The organism is Actinomyces israelii DSM 43320, assembly GCF_000711965.1.
In the GTDB taxonomy this organism is placed as follows: domain Bacteria; phylum Actinomycetota; class Actinomycetes; order Actinomycetales; family Actinomycetaceae; genus Actinomyces; species Actinomyces israelii.
This window is the reverse complement of the sequence record NZ_JONS01000006.1, coordinates 1-14,551: the sequence shown is the minus strand read 5'-3', so window position 1 is coordinate 14,551 and position 14,551 is coordinate 1. Positions and strand designations below refer to the sequence as shown.

Annotated in this window: 14 protein-coding genes; 5 read left to right on the top strand and 9 right to left on the bottom strand. The window is 70.4% G+C overall.

Going from position 1 to position 14,551, the window contains the following annotated elements; all coding sequences use genetic code 11:
- Positions 1-74 precede the first annotated feature (74 nt).
- On the top strand, positions 75-1,094 hold the full coding sequence (locus O145_RS04085) for an alpha/beta hydrolase (RefSeq protein ID WP_043560100.1): 1,020 nt from the start codon (positions 75-77) through the stop codon (positions 1,092-1,094).
- 707 nt (positions 1,095-1,801) lie between these two features.
- Here O145_RS04085 and O145_RS18900 read toward each other — a convergent pair.
- The 3 genes from O145_RS18900 to O145_RS04070 all read right to left on the bottom strand — a co-directional run bounded on the left by O145_RS18900 (position 1,802) and on the right by O145_RS04070 (position 5,366).
- A complete protein-coding gene (locus tag O145_RS18900) occupies positions 1,802-2,158 on the bottom strand; it encodes a YbdD/YjiX family protein (RefSeq protein WP_229118339.1) in 357 nt (118 codons plus the stop codon).
- Positions 2,159-2,165: 7 nt separating this feature from the next.
- The gene (locus O145_RS04075; protein WP_043560098.1) at positions 2,166-4,571 is read right to left on the bottom strand and encodes a carbon starvation CstA family protein; all 2,406 of its coding nucleotides are present in this window, start codon (positions 4,569-4,571) and stop codon (positions 2,166-2,168) included.
- A 174-nt stretch (positions 4,572-4,745) separates the two neighbouring features.
- On the bottom strand, positions 4,746-5,366 hold the full coding sequence (locus O145_RS04070) for a phosphoribosyltransferase (RefSeq protein ID WP_052374652.1): 621 nt from the start codon (positions 5,364-5,366) through the stop codon (positions 4,746-4,748).
- A gap of 117 nt (positions 5,367-5,483) precedes the next feature.
- Between O145_RS04070 and O145_RS04065 the strand changes: the two genes are divergently transcribed.
- Positions 5,484-7,070, top strand: a complete 1,587-nt coding sequence (locus O145_RS04065) for an aspartate:alanine exchanger family transporter (RefSeq protein WP_043560095.1) — start codon at positions 5,484-5,486, stop codon at positions 7,068-7,070.
- A gap of 135 nt (positions 7,071-7,205) precedes the next feature.
- Here the strand turns inward: O145_RS04065 and O145_RS04060 are convergent, their stop codons facing one another.
- The 4 genes from O145_RS04060 to O145_RS04045 form a co-directional block, all read right to left on the bottom strand.
- Positions 7,206-8,084, bottom strand: a complete 879-nt coding sequence (locus O145_RS04060; protein ID WP_052374650.1) for an aldo/keto reductase — start codon at positions 8,082-8,084, stop codon at positions 7,206-7,208.
- A gap of 1,705 nt (positions 8,085-9,789) precedes the next feature.
- On the bottom strand, positions 9,790-10,536 hold the full coding sequence (locus tag O145_RS04055) for a class I SAM-dependent methyltransferase (protein ID WP_043560092.1): 747 nt from the start codon (positions 10,534-10,536) through the stop codon (positions 9,790-9,792).
- Between the two features lie 266 nt (positions 10,537-10,802).
- Positions 10,803-11,261 (bottom strand): carboxymuconolactone decarboxylase family protein, encoded by a 459-nt coding sequence (locus tag O145_RS04050; RefSeq protein WP_052374649.1) that lies wholly within the window; start codon positions 11,259-11,261, stop codon positions 10,803-10,805.
- Entirely contained in the window at positions 11,258-11,803 is a 546-nt protein-coding gene (locus O145_RS04045) for a MerR family transcriptional regulator (RefSeq protein ID WP_411265944.1), read from the bottom strand. Before O145_RS04045 ends, O145_RS04050 begins: the two co-directional genes overlap by 4 nt.
- A gap of 116 nt (positions 11,804-11,919) precedes the next feature.
- Between O145_RS04045 and O145_RS04040 the strand changes: the two genes are divergently transcribed.
- Complete coding sequence (locus tag O145_RS04040) at positions 11,920-12,255, top strand: MTH1187 family thiamine-binding protein (RefSeq protein WP_043560085.1); 336 nt, start codon at positions 11,920-11,922, stop codon at positions 12,253-12,255.
- Positions 12,256-12,610: 355 nt separating this feature from the next.
- Here the strand turns inward: O145_RS04040 and O145_RS04035 are convergent, their stop codons facing one another.
- Positions 12,611-13,507 carry an SDR family oxidoreductase gene (locus O145_RS04035; protein WP_043560083.1) on the bottom strand — a complete coding sequence of 299 codons (897 nt, stop codon included), beginning with the start codon at positions 13,505-13,507 and terminating at the stop codon, positions 12,611-12,613.
- Positions 13,508-13,571: 64 nt separating this feature from the next.
- Between O145_RS04035 and O145_RS04030 the strand changes: the two genes are divergently transcribed.
- Positions 13,572-13,916 (top strand): winged helix-turn-helix transcriptional regulator, encoded by a 345-nt coding sequence (locus O145_RS04030; protein WP_229118338.1) that lies wholly within the window; start codon positions 13,572-13,574, stop codon positions 13,914-13,916.
- Here the strand turns inward: O145_RS04030 and O145_RS17940 are convergent.
- Complete coding sequence (locus tag O145_RS17940; protein ID WP_156966596.1) at positions 13,898-14,188, bottom strand: sigma-70 family RNA polymerase sigma factor family protein; 291 nt, start codon at positions 14,186-14,188, stop codon at positions 13,898-13,900. The two genes, O145_RS04030 and O145_RS17940, sit on opposite strands and share 19 nt — an antisense overlap.
- Positions 14,189-14,334: 146 nt before the next feature.
- Here O145_RS17940 and O145_RS19530 point away from each other — a divergent pair, with 146 nt between their 5' ends.
- Positions 14,335-14,463: a hypothetical protein gene (locus tag O145_RS19530; protein ID WP_267489912.1), complete on the top strand. Its 129-nt coding sequence runs from the start codon at positions 14,335-14,337 to the stop codon at positions 14,461-14,463.
- The last annotated feature ends 88 nt before the right edge of the window (positions 14,464-14,551 follow it).

Below are 14,551 nucleotides of genomic sequence, written 5' to 3'. Positions count from 1 at the left end.
ACTGCTATTGGTCAACATGCGGACGTGGCAGGACACACAACCGCCGTCGGGTCCAGTAGGCGGACAATTGTCGGGTGAGTCAGAAGCGATTCGTCAGCAGACGCCGCGTCTACAGTGCGGTGGGCATTCTTCTCCTGGTGCTGTGCGCGTGGAGCGTGGGCGTCCAGGGCGATGCCCTGAACACTGGGGGTCCGCGGGGTTCGGGCATCGTCTCCGTCCTGCTTCAGGACCACACGTCCGTGACCGATCCCATGGCAGCCCAGGAGGCGATCGCTCAGAGCGTGGTCGTGACCGGCAACGGCGTGGACGCGGGCTCCGTGGCCGCTGTGGCGGTCGATGGCGATGCAGATCTGGGGACGGCGGACTCCATGACGTTCGTCTACACGCCGCCTACCTATGACCCTCGGTCCTCGACCCGCTATCCGGTCGTCTACCTGCTCCACGGCACCCCCGGGCAGTCGTCGGACTGGTTCGTCGGGGCCTCCCTGGCCGACCGCCTCGACCAGCTGATTAACGACGGCACGATCCCGCCGGTCATCGCCGTCTCCCCGGAGATCTCGACCCCCGAGGTGTCCGACACGCGCTGCCTGGACTCCACCACCGGCGGCCCACTCATCGACACCTATCTCACAAAGCACGTCGTCCCCTGGGTCGATGAGACGTATCGCACATACGCGGACGCCGACCACCGTGTTCTCATGGGCTTCTCCATGGGGGCGTTCTGCGCCACCAACCTCCTCTTCCAGCACCAGGACATGTTCTCCTCCGCCGCGGCCATGGCCGACTACGGCGAGCCGGGCCCGGACGCCGCGCCCCTGCTCGCCGACGACGACGAGTACGCGCAGCAGTCGCCCGCCGACTACCTGGCCGATCCGTACTTCGAGGTCAGGAAGGGGCTGCGCTTCTACCTCACGGTCGGCGGGCAGTCCCCGGACGTCGACGTCGAGGACACGCCGCTTCTCGCCGGCCTGGCGGCCGAGCGCGGAGTCACCGTCGTCTACGAGCCCGACGACGAGGCCGACCACGACTGGCAGATGGTCTCCGACCACGTGGGCAACGCCCTGGAGATGCTCCTGGACCGACGCGCTCGGTAGACGCTCGATTCCGGGGCGCCGGGCGTCCGCGGCCCCCCTCGTCGAGATCGGTCGAGCTCCGTGTCGAGATCGATTCGGTTTCACTGGCGTCGCACCCGGCCTGCGGGCTCGGCGGCGGCCGGTGCACCTGCCGGGCCCGGGAGCCTGACGGCGTCGTCCTTGTCCGCCGCGCAGCGCCGCTCGGCCACGCAATTCCGTCCAGGCGCCGGCTCGCGGCCGTGGGCTCGTGGTCGGGTTCGGCCGGGAGGGTGCTCGGGCGGGGACGCACGCGGAAGACTCGCGCTCGCCCCGGGTGGGCTCCCCCTCCCCCGCTCCCACGTGCGGCCCCCTCCTTTCGGCCAGGCCACCGCACACGCCACCGGCGACGACCCCCGACCCCCGGCCCCGACGACCTCCGCGACAGGGCCCAGCCGCCCCGGTGCCGGTCGCCCCGACGACCGGCATCAGGGCACCACAAGCGATCACCCACGCACATTCCGAGACGCCAGACGGCACCGAGCCCGTAGAGAACGGCATGACTCCACGGCCCACCACGCCACGGGCCGGACAGCGCAGCACGCCCAGGACGCGCCAGACCACCAGCTGGCCAACACATCGAACCGATCTCGAGCCGGAATACGACCGATCTCGACGCGGAAGTGAACCGATCTCGGCGAAAGGGGGCGCGGGAGAGGACGGGCGGGACGCCGAGGGCGGGAGCGCGTCGCTCAGCAGCAGCCCGTGGAGACGCTGCGCTCGTCGTGCTCCGCCCGCGCCCGCCACCACTGGCGCTCGCTCATTGGCTCGTGGTCGGGGTGGTTGCGCCGGTGCCGCTCGACATAGCGGTCGTAGGCCGACTCGCCGGTGAAGTCGCGCCACAGGCAGCGGGCGCGGGCCAGGCCGGCGCGCAGGCGCGCGAACCCGGTGGACAGGCCGGCGCCGCTGAGGGCGCCCGCCGTCGAGCCGGGCTGCGCGAAGGCCGGGCCGGGCTGTGCGGCCCCGGGCGCCGGGCCGGGAGCGCCCCGGCCCGGCGCCGCACTCGCCGTCGTCGATCGGCGCGGCCGATCTTCCAGCGGGTTGCCCACGCGGCCCTCAGCTGCTCGCACTGTCCGCGGGGGCGTGCGAGCGGCCCGGGATGAGGTCGGGGTCGCCGACCTTCTCGTACTCCGCGACGAGCTTCTTCTGGAGCTTGGAGGCGATCATGGTCTCCGGGGCGTAGAAGTTCGACTCCTGGTACGGGTCCTCCGAGGTCGTCGTGTCGCCGGAGCGGATCGTCCGGATGACGCGCACCAGGGCGCAGACCATGACGAAGGCGACCAGGACGAGGAAGATGATCGACAGCGTCCCCTGGATCATGGTGTTGCGGACGATCGCCCGCTGGACGTCGATGGCCGCCGGGTCGGAGAGCGTGTCCAGCTTGGCCAGGGCGTTGCGGTGCTGCTGGAAGTAGCCCACCTGCGAGTCGTGGGAGAAGATCTTCTGCCAGGAGGCCACGAAGGTCACCGCCGTGTCGAAGGCCAGTGGGATCAAGGGGATCCACGCCCACTTCGTATAGCCCTTGCGCACCACCATGACGGTGACCACCAGCAGGGCCACTGCGGCGATGAGCTGATTGGCGATGCCGAACAGCGGATAGAGGGTCTTGATCCCGCCGCGCGGGTCGGTTACGCCCATGAGCAGCAGAGAGCCCCAGGCGGCCACGACGACGGCGGTAGTGACCCAGGCGCCCACGTGCCAGGAGGGGTCCTTGAAGCGCGGGAAGGCGTTGCCGAGCGCGTCGGAGAGCTGGAAGCGGGCCACGCGGGTGACGGCGTCGACGGCGGAGAGGATGAACAGGGCCTCGAACATGATGGCGAAGTGGTACCAGAAGCCCATCATGGTGCGGCCGCCGCCGATCTGGTGGAGGATGTGGGCCATGCCCACCGACAGGGTGGGGGCGCCGCCGGTGCGGGCGACCACGTTGGGCTCGCCGACGTCGCTGGCGAGCTGCTTGAGGGCCTCGGCGCCGGTGTAGGTCTTCGGGTTGCCGTCCTCGTCCCAGGAGTCCCACCGGGGGTTCATCCTGTTGCCGTGGGCGTCGGTGACGCCCAGGTTCTCCACGGCCGCCGCGGCCAGGTCCTCGCAGTGATACTCGGGGTCGTTGGAGGGGTCGCAGGGCGTGGAGGCCACGACGTCGGGGCCGGCGAGGTTGCTCAGCGTGTCAACGGGGGTGTTCATGGAGAAGTAGATGCCGGGGCTCAGGGAGACGGCGGCGGCCAGGGCCATAATGGCCACGAAGGACTCCATGAGCATGCCGCCGTAGCCGATCATGCGGGCCTGGGTCTCCTTCTGGATCATCTTGGGGCTCGTGCCTGAGGAGACCATGGCGTGCATGCCGGACAGGGCGCCGCAGGCGATGGTGATGAACAGGAAGGGGAAGAGCTTCCCGGCGAAGACCGGGCCGTCGGTGTTGGCGGCGAACTCGGTGACGGCGGCCATCTCGACGACGGGGCGCACGATCAGGATGCCGGCGGCCAGGACGACGATGGTGCCGACCTTCATGAAGGTGGACAGGTAGTCGCGCGGGGTCAGCAGCACCCACACGGGCAGGACGGCGGCGAGGAAGCCGTAGATGATCATGGCCCACACCAGCGTGGTGGGCGACAGGTGCAGGTAGTGGCCGAAGGAGGACTGGGCCACCCAGCGGCCGCCGATAATGACGCCGATGAGAATGGTGAAGCCGACGATCGAGACCTGGGTGATCCTGCCGGGCTGGACGAAGCGCAGCCACAGGCCCATGCACACGGCGATCGGGATGGTGCAGCCCACGGAGAACACGCCCCAGGGGGAGGCGGCCAGGGCGTTGACGCAGACCATGGCCAGGACGGCCAGGACGATCATGAGCATGACGAAGACGACGACGGTGGCGACGATGCCGCCGACCTTGCCGATCTCGTCGGTGGCCATCTGGCCGAGCGATCGTCCGCCGCGGCGCATGGAGAAGAACAGGACGAGCATGTCCTGGACGGCTCCGGCCACGACCACGCCGATAATGATCCACAGGGTGCCGGGCAGGTAGCCCATCTGGGCGGCGAGCACGGGGCCCACGAGCGGACCCGCGCCGGCGATGGCCGCGAAGTGGTGGCCGTAGAGGACCACGCGGTGGGTGGGATCGAAGTCGCGGCCGTTGTTGATGCGCTCGGCCGGGGTGGCGTTGGAGTCGTCGGGCCGCATGATCGTGCGCTGGATGTAGAGCCCGTAGAAGCGGTAGCCGATGGCGTAGGTGCAGATCGCGGTGACGACGAACCATATGGTGTTGACGCTCTCGCCGCGGACGACCGCCAGCATCCACCAGCCCAGCACGCCCAGGGCCGTGACGACGGCCCAGACGGCGATGCTCTTGGGCGTCCACTTGTGGTGGGGCCTGATGCCGACGGGAACGCCGTTCTTGTTGCGAATAATGAGGCGCTCCTCCTCGGGTGTGTACGAGGGGAGCTCTGTCTGTTCTTGGGTGTCCATAGAAGGGTCACTTCTCGTCGCTGAGTGTGGGGATGCACGACGCGATCCGCCGTGCCGCCTTCCAGGGTAGAGCGTCGGTGTGGTACAAAGCCAGACTCAAGGGTCCTGGACAAGGGGGACGAGGAGGCCGGCGTCGGCGCGCGGCCCCAGTCCCGCTGAGACGCGGGGACGGCCTCAGGCGGGGGCGCCGTCGTCGGGGCGCCTCCCCTCCGAGGCGGGGGCCGGAGCGGGAGTGATGACCGGCAGCACCGACCAGGGGAAGTTGATCCACCTGTCGGTCACTCGCCAGCAGTAGTCCGGCTCGAACATGGAGCGCGGCTTGCGGTAGACGACGGCACTGCGCGCATCGACGCTCACGGTCCGCCCGCCCAGGTCCAGCCCCTGGTGGCTGAGCATCTCCATGACCATGCGGAGGGTCTTGCCGGAGTCGGCGACGTCGTCGATGACGAGGACCTTCTTGCCGGGCAGCCCGGAGGCGTCCATGAGCGGGGGCAGGATAATGGGCTCGTCGAGGGTCCGGCCGACGTCGGTGTAGAACTCGACGTTAATGGCGCCCATGGCCTTGACCCCGATGGCGTACCCGATGGCGCCGGCGGGGATGAGGCCGCCTCGGGCGATGGCGATAATGAGGTCGGGGATCCAGCCGGAGGCGACGATCTGGGCGGACAGCTCGCGCTCGGCGGCGCCGAAGAGGTCCCAGGTGAGGTTCTCCCGGTCCGGGTCGGCGGCCCCGGCTGCGCCGTCGTCGAAAACGGGGCGAGCGGGGGCGCCGGGGGTGCTGTGCGCGTCATTCACCAGCCCATTGTAGTGGGGCTTGTAGCGGGCTACGGAACGCGGGGCTTCGTCGAGATCGGTTGCTAACCGATCTCGACGCGGAACTCGACCGATCTCGGCGTCGTCTAGCCTGGGGGCGTGCCCGACCTCCTGCGCCCCGTCGTCGACATCCTCGCCGCCGCCCCGCTGCTCACCGTCTTCCTCGTCATCGGGCTGGGGACCGCCGTCGGGCAGATCCCCTTCGGCCCCATCCGCTTCGGGGCCGCCGGCGCGCTCTTCGTCGGGCTCGCCGTCGGGGCGCTCGACCCGCGGCTGGGGGCCGACCTGACCCTGCTGCGCAGCCTGGGGCTCGGCCTGTTCTGCTACACGGTCGGCATTGGCGCGGGCAACACCTTCTTCCGCGACCTGCGCCGCCAGCTGCCACTCATGAGCCTGTGCGCGGCCGCGCTCGTGGCGGCCGGCGGCGCCGGGGCCCTCTACTCCCGCCTGACGGGGATCTCCCCCGCCATGGACGCCGGCGCTTACGCCGGGGCGCTCACCTCCCCCGTACTCGACGCCGCCATTGAGGCGGCCGGCACCCAGGAGCCCGCTGTCGGCTACGCGCTGGCCTACCCGGTCGGCGTGGCCGTCGCCATCCTCATCGTCGCCGCCGTCATCAACCGGGACTGGCCGGGGCGGCGCGACCCCCGCCCAGCGTCGGCCGACGGCATCACCGCCACCAGCGCCCACATTCTGCGCCGCGTCGCCCTGGGCGAGATGGAGGCCTTCAGGGCCGGCCGCATCCGCATCTCCTACCTGGAGCGCGACGGCCTCACCCGGGTGGTCCACCCCCGTGAGGAGCTGCTGCCCGGGGACAAGGTCGTCATCGTGGGCGCGCCGGCCGCCGTCGAGGCCGCCGTGGACGAGCTGGGCACGGGCCTGGAGCGGTGCCTGGCCAAGGACCGCACCGCCGTGGACTACCGGCGCCTGACCGTCTCCAGCACGCGCGTGGCCGGGCGCACCATCGCCGAGCTCGACATGCCCGGCCGCTTCCGGGGCGTCATCACCCGGGTGCGGCGCGGCGACCTGGACCTGCTCGCCCGCGAGGACCTCGTCCTGGAGCTGGGCGACCGGGTGCTGGCGGTCGTGCCCAGTGACGAGCTGGAGCGGGCTGCCGACTACTTCGGGGACTCTGAGCGATCCATCGCTCAGATCGACGCCTTCTCCGTGGGGCTGGGCATGGCGCTGGGCGTGCTGGTGGGGCTCGTCGCCATTCCGCTGCCCGGCGGCGTCACCCTCAGGCTCGGGGTGGCCGCCGGGCCGCTCGTGGTGGGCATGGTGCTCGGGCGCGTCGGCCGCACCGGCCCCTTCGTCTGGGGGCTGGCGCACGCCGCCAACGCCACCATCCGCCAGCTCGGCCTGCTGTTCTTCCTGGCCGCCATCGGGCTGGCCAGCGGGCCCGACTTCGCGGCCGCCGCCTTCTCCCGCACCGGCCTGGCCGTGGGCGGGCTCGCCGCGCTCATTGTGGCGGTCAGTGCCGCCGTGCTCCTGGCCGGGGCGCGGTGGGCCGGGGTGAGCGCGCCGCGGGCAGCCGGGGGTCTCGCGGGCCTCGTGGGACAGCCGGCGATCCTCGCCTTCGCCCTGTCCAGGCACGACGACGAGCGGGTCGAGGCCGGGTACGCCACGCTCTTCGCGCTGGCGATCGTGGTCAAGATCGTCATGGTGCAGGTGCTGGTGGCGGCGTGAGGCGTGGGGCGTGAGCTTTCCCGGCGGGGCGGGACCCGGGGCCTCCCCGCCGCCGGGGCGGGGGCCGGGGCCTTCCGGCGGGGCGGGCGCCTCCGCCCGGACTCGTCGTCGGGCGAATGAATGGTCGGCCGGGGGTCAGTTCGACAGATAGCCGAGGAGGAACTTCACGGACTCGGGGTCGGTGTGGTCGATGAACAGGCTCTTGCCCTCGTCCAGGGCCGCGATGGCCGCCAGGTCGGCGTCGTCGAGCTGGAAGTCGAGGATGTCCAGGTTGGCGACCATGCGCTCGCGGTGCACGGACTTGGGGATGATGATGACGTCGCGCTGCAGCAGGTAGCGCAGGGCCACCTGGGCGGCGGTCCTGCCGTGCTTGTCCCCAATGGCGCAGAGCACGGGGTGGGTGAAGATGTTGTTCCTGCCCTGGGCGAGCGGGCCCCAGGCCTCCAGCGCCGTACCGTACCTGGCGTACCAGGTGCGGCTGTTCGCCTGCTGGTTGAAGACGTGGGTCTCCATCTGGTTGACGGCCGGCACGACCTCGACGTTCTCGGCCAGGTCCACGAAGCGGTCGGGGTGGAAGTTGGACACGCCGATGGCGCGGGTCCTTCCGACCTCCAGGGCCTTCTCCATGGCGCGGTAGGTGCCGTAGTAGTCGCCGAAGGGCTGGTGGACCAGGAGGAGGTCGATGTAGTCGGTGCCCAGGCGGCGCAGGGAGTCGTCGATGGAGCGGGCCGCGCGCTCCTCCCCGGAACTGGTGATCCAGATCTTGGTGGTCAGGAAGACCTCCTCGCGCGGCAGGCCGGAGGCGGCGACGGCGGCGCCCACCCCCTCCTCGTTGCGGTAGGCCTGCGCGGTGTCGATGTGGCGGTAGCCGACCTCGAGGGCCTCGCGCACCGCGTGCTCGGTCTCCTCCGGCGGGGTCTGGAAGACCCCGTAGCCGATCTGCGGGATCGCGACGCCGTTGCTGAGGGTGATGGTGGGAGTGGTGGGAGTGGTGGGAATTGACCTGCTGGCCATGAGCTCTCCTTCGTCATCGGTGTCCCGTCAACCTACCGCCGCGGGCTGTGACGCAGACAGGGTCTGTCAGGGTCTGTCAGGGTCGGTCTGGCCGGCGGCGTCGCCCAGGGTCGGTCTGGCCGGCGGCGTCGCCGGGGCGCGCCTTCTTCTCCGTCGCCGAGATCGGTCGAGTTCCGCGTCGAGATCGGTCCGAGGCTCCTGTCGGATGCCGCTGCGGCCCGGAAAGTGATCATCCCACGCGCTTTTAACGTCCCGCATCGCCCGACCCGCACTGCGGAACTGCGGAACCGCGGAATCATGCCGATTCCCGTCGGGCCCGAAGCCGCTGATCGTCTTAAAGGTGCGTGGGGTAATCATTTTCTGCAGCGGCAGGGGCGGGCGGTCTGCCGCGCTGCCGGCCGACCTTCCCCATGATGCCCCGCCTCCGAGCGCTGCTCCCGAGCGCCGCCCCGCTTCCACGCGCCCCACGGTCCTACCTGCTCATTGCGGATCAAGCGGGCATAGGCGCCTTTTCGCCGAGATCACCCGTAACCATAACCCTGAATCCTTCAAACAGATTAAGACCGACCAGAAGACCCTCAAAGCCACTACCAGACAATCAGAGCGAATTAAAGGCGCGGGACACTAGTAGTAGGCAGACCGGATGCGGAACACAGGACTACGCCTGCTGTTCCTGTGGACTTGCGGCCTGAATGGATGGTCTTCTTTCTTGTGGGGTGGACCATCGGCGTGGGCTCTGTGGCTCCTTGAGGGTCGCGTCCGCCGGCTTCTGCTCGGGCGCCCGCCCGGCGCGGCCCGGTCCTTCCCGCCGAGGGGCGAGTGCCGTGGTCCTTCAGGTGCTGGGCGGTGCTGGGTGGGGGTGTGCCGGGGTGCCGCGGCCCGAGGGGGTGCCAGATGGGTCGAGCCCTCTTCCCGGGTGCGGGTACAGGTCGGTATCGGCCGCTCGTCTGCTTTCCCGGCCTGTTGGCCCCGGGTGGGCGGTGGTGCCGGGTTCTTGCGGCGGGGCCGTGGCCTGGTGGGCCCTGGGCGCGCGCGGGCGGGTGTGCACCGCCTCGCGGTCCACGCGCCCGCCCCCCTGCGGCCGCGAGGGCGCGGTGACGCGCGGCAGCCCGGCGGGCGCCCGCCCGAGGCGTCGCAGCCCCGGCCCTGACCACAAGGAGCCAGCCCCTGCGCCCCTTGCGATCACCTGCCGCCAGCACCCGGCCCACCACTCCCCTGGGCTGGCAGACCACTGCACAGCCGTGGCACGCCCGTAGTAATCGCCTGCAGCGGCTGACAGCGGCTGATGGCAACCGGCGACGTCACCCCTCGGCGTCGTCAGCCGCCTCACTGAGATTGGCGTTCCCCACCAGTTCTGTGGGGAACGCCGATCCGTCAATTGACCGCCTGTGGCCGCGCCGTCGTCCGCGCTCCACCTCTTTTGGGCGCAGGTCCCTCCCGGACTCCACCGCTTTCCCTGTTTCCCTGCGCCTCCGCCTGCGTCCTGGAGCAGTGAGCCTGGAACGCTGAGACACTCAGGCCGAACTGGGTGTCCATCAGATCTCGACTTCGTGGCTCGCGCAGCCACCACCTCGCGCCCCGCGGGTAAGAACCAGCCGGACGAGTGCGCGGGCGAGAACGTCGACCTCAGCGGACCTGCGCAAGGGAGCAGGTCTGCCCGGTACCGCCGCCTTCAGCCTCGGCGGGCCGGTGGCGAGGAGCCTCCTTAGGAGCGGGTGCTCTTCTGCGCCTGGATGAGGGTGGTGGGAAGCATCCCCCACTGCATCTGCCAGTCGGCGGACGTGGTGGTGAACGGCACCCCGGCGTTCCTGAGCACCTCGATGTACTCCTTCGTCCTGCCCAGGTCCGCGATAACGAGCCAGCCGCCCGGGCGCAGGACGCGCAGCGCTTCGGACACCGCGCGCCCCCGGCCCTTGGCATTGGGGATGTTGTGGATGGAGATGCTGGCGGTGACCAGGTCGAATGAGGCGTCCTCGTAGGAGAGCCGGGTCGTGTTGCCGGTCTCCAGCGTGACCCGGTCGGCCACGCCGTTGAGCTCGGTATTCGTGCGGGTCGCCTCGGCCGAGTTGCCCGACTGGTCCCGGCTGCGCCACAGGTCGATCCCCGTAATGTGGCCGTGCGGCACCCGCAGCGCGGTGGCGATCAGGACGGCCCCGCGACCACAGCCCAGGTCCAGGCAGGTCTCATCACCCCTCAGGCGCAGGGAGTCCAGGAGCCTGGCCCAGACGAGGAACTTCCCGCGCAGGGTGGCGTACCAGAAGGTGATCGCCGAGTATCCCAGGGTGATGGCGCCCGTTCCCGTCAGCAACCAGGTCCAGACAGGTGCGGAGTAGGCGATACCGGCGATGGTGCCGGACAGCAGCGCCAGGGCGCCCAGGCTGAGCCCGACGGCCTCGAGGATCGCGTCCACGCCGTAGTTGCCCACGGGCTTGTCGGGGATCCGGTTTGCCATGCTGGGCATCCTGCTGCTTTTTCTCAGGTTCTTCGGTCCTCTGCCAGGTCACGACCGGACCCTGATTCCTGCGGGACCCGGCAGATCGTATGACGGGGACGAATCGTCGGCAAGGTGGGTCGAGCTGTCTGGTGGGGCCCGCGCGCCTCATGCAGGTGTGTGGGCATCGCGCGGTCGCGGGCCGGGGATGATGGAGGTGTGGGCCCGTCCGGGGCGTGCTGGGAAAGGGGTCCAGCTTCTTAGCGTGGGACGGTCGGGTGACACGGTCAGCCGGCGTCGTCGCGCTCGGCGAAGGCCTCCCGGGCCGCGAAGATCGCGTTGAGAGAGCGGGGGAAGCCCGCGTACACGCAGGAGTGGAGAATCGCCTCGATGATCTCCTCGCGGGTGAGCCCTACGTTAAGGGCCGCTCCAATATGGACTCTCAACTGCGACTCGCAGCCGCCGAGCGCCGTGAGGACGCCGATGGTGACGAGCTGGCGGCTGCGCGGGTCCAGGCCGGGGCGGTCGTAGACGTCCCCGAAGGCGAAGGCCGCGATGTGGTGGGACAAGGCGGGGCTGACGTCGGTCAGCGAGTCGATGACGGAGCGGCCCGCGTCGCCGTCGATCGAGGCCAGGACGGCCAGGCCGCGCTCGCGACGGGCGAGGTTCTCCGGGCTGTCGATGTCGTGCTGGGGACGGGCGGGAGTGGTGACTGCGCCGGTGGTGGTAGCGGTCTTGTCGGTCATGGGCGGGTCTCCTTCGTGCTGGTGTCGTCTGCGCGCTCGGCCTCGTGGTCGCGCATGCTGGTGGTGTAGACGCCGATCTTGTACTCGGTGGCGGCCAGGGCGAGCCGAAGCTCGGCGATCCGGGCGCGCAGGGCCTCTCGGTGCCCGGTGAGTATGGCCAGGCGCTCGGGCGCCGTGTCCCGGCCGGCCTCGACCAGCTTCACGTAGCGGCGCAGGTCGCGGATCGGCATACCGGATGTCCGCATCCGGGTCAGGAACACCAGGCGGCGCACAGCAGCGGCGTCGTAGCGGCGGTGCCCGGAGCCTCTACGGCCCACCCGCACGAGCCCGATCCGCTCGTAGTAGCGCAGGGTGTGCGTGCTGACGCCGAGGTGGCGGGCCGTCGTGGTGATGTCCCAGTCGGCGCCTTCGTCGGCCGGGCCGCCGTCGGGAGTGGTCGCGTGCGGGGAACCTGCGGCGCCGGCCGGGTCCGACGGGCCGACGTCGTCGGGCGGGGCGAGCCGCAGCGCCGCGCGGAGGCGGGCGTCGTCGACATCGTTCATGGGGCTCATGGGGCGACCGTAGGGCTTCGAGCGCGCTCGAAGGCAAGAGCGGCGGACGTCGTCGGGCGGGGCGAGCCGCAGCGCCGCGCGGAGGCGGGCCGCGCTAGCCTGGCTGCATGCTTGTTGCCTTCTCCGTGTCCCCCGCCACGACCGACGACCCCGACGGCTCGGTCTCCGAGGCGGTGGCGCGCGCCGTGCGCGTTGTGCGCGACTCCGGCCTGCCCAATGAGACCACCTCGATGTTCACCACCCTTGAGGGCGAGTGGGACGAGTGCATGGCGGTGGTCAAGGCCGCCTGCGAGGCGGTGGCGCAGGTGAGCCCGCGCGTGGCGCTCGTCCTCAAGGCCGACATCCGGCCTGGCCGGACGGGCCAGATGACGGCCAAGGTCGAGCGCGTCGAGGCCCGGCTGCGGCGGGGTGAGGACGGGGGCGCCGACGGCGGTGCCCGCTGAGGCTCAGCGGGTGCGGCATCAGCCCGTACGGTGCTGCCGTGGCTCGTCGCGCACCCGAGCGGGCCCGGTGCGCGGTGCCGCTGTGCGGGGTCGTCCGCGTCGTTGGGTTGCAGGCAGACAACCGCATGGTTGCAAGGGTCGCTCCGAGGTGTGTGACAGGCGAGAGAACTCATGTCATTCTGACGGACACCCGCCCTCAGGCTCCTCCTTGCACATGACCATGGTCCCGCTGCCCGCACGTGATCGGAGCTGATTGTGCGGGCGCGGGAGCACCCTTTTTTCTGAAGGTCGTTGGAGTATCGCAGCCTCCTGCGCAGGCGTCGCCGTCGTCCCGCGCGACTGCGCCCGCCCAGCCTCAGACCGACATGTCTGCGAGCCACCGCTCGACCGGATGCGGGCTGAGCCCCAGGAGCCGCTGGGCGCTGGTGCCCCGGTCAATGACGCACCCGGCCTGCGCTCCGAGGGCCCGATAGAACTCCACCACCGACGCGGCCGCCGCACCGAAGAGCGGTGCGATGAGCTCGCCGAACTCCTCGGGTGCAATAGCCTCGAAGCGGACGTCGCATCCCAGGCGGGTGGAGAAGGCAGCGGCGAGATCCGGGCCCGTCAGTCCCGGCAGGTGCCCGACCGAGACCGTGCCGGCAGTGCCGGTTGTACCGGCCGCACCCGCGCCGCCGATGGCGGAGGCCTCGGTGAGCAGGCGGACAACGACGTCGGCGACGTCCAGATGTGAGCTCCACGAGACCGGGAAGGAGGCGGGCAGCGGATAGCGCAGAACACCCTCCTCACATGCGGGGCCGACGACGACGGGCAGGAGCAGGTTCTCCAGGTACAGGCGCGGGGCGACGACGGCGGTGGGGACGCCGCTGTCCGCAAGCCCGCGGATGAGCATCATAATGGGGCTGTCCGCAGCCGCCATCAGAGACGAGTCCGGCTGGTCGACGACCTGCCCGCTGGCGGAGACCACCGCGCGACCGGGCCGGGCCCGGGTGACCGCCTCGACGACGGCCCGCGCCTGGGCGCCCGCAGCCTCGGGCGGCCCCATGGGCAGGTGGACGAACACGCCGTCGGCACCCTCATAGGCCGGGACGAGGGAGTCCGCGGAAGCCAGGTCGACCGCCAGCGCGGGGACGCCGTCGGGAACGGCATCGGGATTGCGGACCGCCGCCACGACCGGTGCGCCCGCGGCGGCCAGTGCGGACAGGACGGGAGAGCCTTGGGCGCCTGTTGCGCCGTGAACGATGTACGCCATGACTCCATTAGTGCATAAATAGCATCAGTTACGTCAACTGCACTAATGGGGTAGGATCCTGATTGTGAGTGACACCGATCTTCCGGAGTGCGGGGTGGCCCGGTTCCTGCTGCTGTTCGACGGGCCGTGGGCGACGCTAATCGTGCGCGAGCTCCTGCACGGGCCGCAGCGCTTCGGAGAGCTGCGCGACGCCCTGCCGGGAATCAGCGCCCACACACTGACCAACCGGCTCCGGCTGTTCGAGTCCCGCGGCATTGTGACCCGAATGGCCTACCCCGAGGTTCCGCCGCGCGTCGTCTACGAGCTCACCGATCTCGGACGGCAGCTGCAGCCGGTCCTCGACGCGATGTGCCGGTGGGGTGAGAGCGCCCCGGTCTCGGCCTTCGTGCCTCAAAGTGTCCAAGGATGACAGGGGCTGATGAGTACCGGTCTCATGTCCGGCTGGCCGTTGACCCGCTTTTCTCGGACGACAAGATCGGGCTGGCGCTCATAGACGCCCACGAAGAAGCGCGCTACGACGTCGGTGCCGGATATGGGATCGAGGACCGCGGAGACGAGACCGCCCCCATCGGTGATCGCGGTGACCCCGGAGTCGAGCAACCCGATGAGCGCAGTGCGCTCACGGCTCGCCTCCCCGGGCGCGGGTGGTTCGACATGGCCGCTGCGACGATGGTCGGTCATCAGCTCCTCATCCTCTCCGCCTTCTGCCGACCGGGCTCGTGCGGGCCGGCTTGGGGCGGGTGCCTGCCGGGCGCATGCCCCCGAGAGTAGGACGAGGCGAACAGGAGGAGTGTCAGGCCGCCGTCGGTTATTAGCGGTGAGCGGTGGTGACCGACCCGGATGACAGTTCGCCGGGCTGCGTCGTCTTCTTCTTCGCGGGGCCGGGCGATGGCCCGCTCATGGGGTCGGATGCCCATGCGGCGCCCGGCCCCGGCCTCTACACCATTGTCTCCTGACTCGTGACACTTTGGTGGGGTCTGGGTTTTGAGGTGGGTTTTTCGTTGGTATTCCGTGGTGGTTGTGGGTGTGCTGGCACACTAAGGG

What these genes read in the sequence shown, in the direction of transcription:
- O145_RS04055 (WP_043560092.1), bottom strand. Translation starts at nt 10,536, where the DNA reads ATGGCAAACCGGATCCCCGACAAGCCCGTGGGCAACTACGGCGTGGAC.
- O145_RS04040 (WP_043560085.1), top strand. Translation starts at nt 11,920, where the DNA reads ATGCTTGTTGCCTTCTCCGTGTCCCCCGCCACGACCGACGACCCCGAC.
- O145_RS17940 (WP_156966596.1), bottom strand. Translation starts at nt 14,188, where the DNA reads ATGACCGACCATCGTCGCAGCGGCCATGTCGAACCACCCGCGCCCGGG.
- O145_RS04075 (WP_043560098.1), bottom strand. Translation starts at nt 4,571, where the DNA reads ATGGACACCCAAGAACAGACAGAGCTCCCCTCGTACACACCCGAGGAG.
- O145_RS04050 (WP_052374649.1), bottom strand. Translation starts at nt 11,261, where the DNA reads ATGACCGACAAGACCGCTACCACCACCGGCGCAGTCACCACTCCCGCC.
- O145_RS04035 (WP_043560083.1), bottom strand. Translation starts at nt 13,507, where the DNA reads ATGGCGTACATCGTTCACGGCGCAACAGGCGCCCAAGGCTCTCCCGTC.
- O145_RS04060 (WP_052374650.1), bottom strand. Translation starts at nt 8,084, where the DNA reads ATGGCCAGCAGGTCAATTCCCACCACTCCCACCACTCCCACCATCACC.
- O145_RS04045 (WP_411265944.1), bottom strand. Translation starts at nt 11,803, where the DNA reads ATGAACGATGTCGACGACGCCCGCCTCCGCGCGGCGCTGCGGCTCGCC.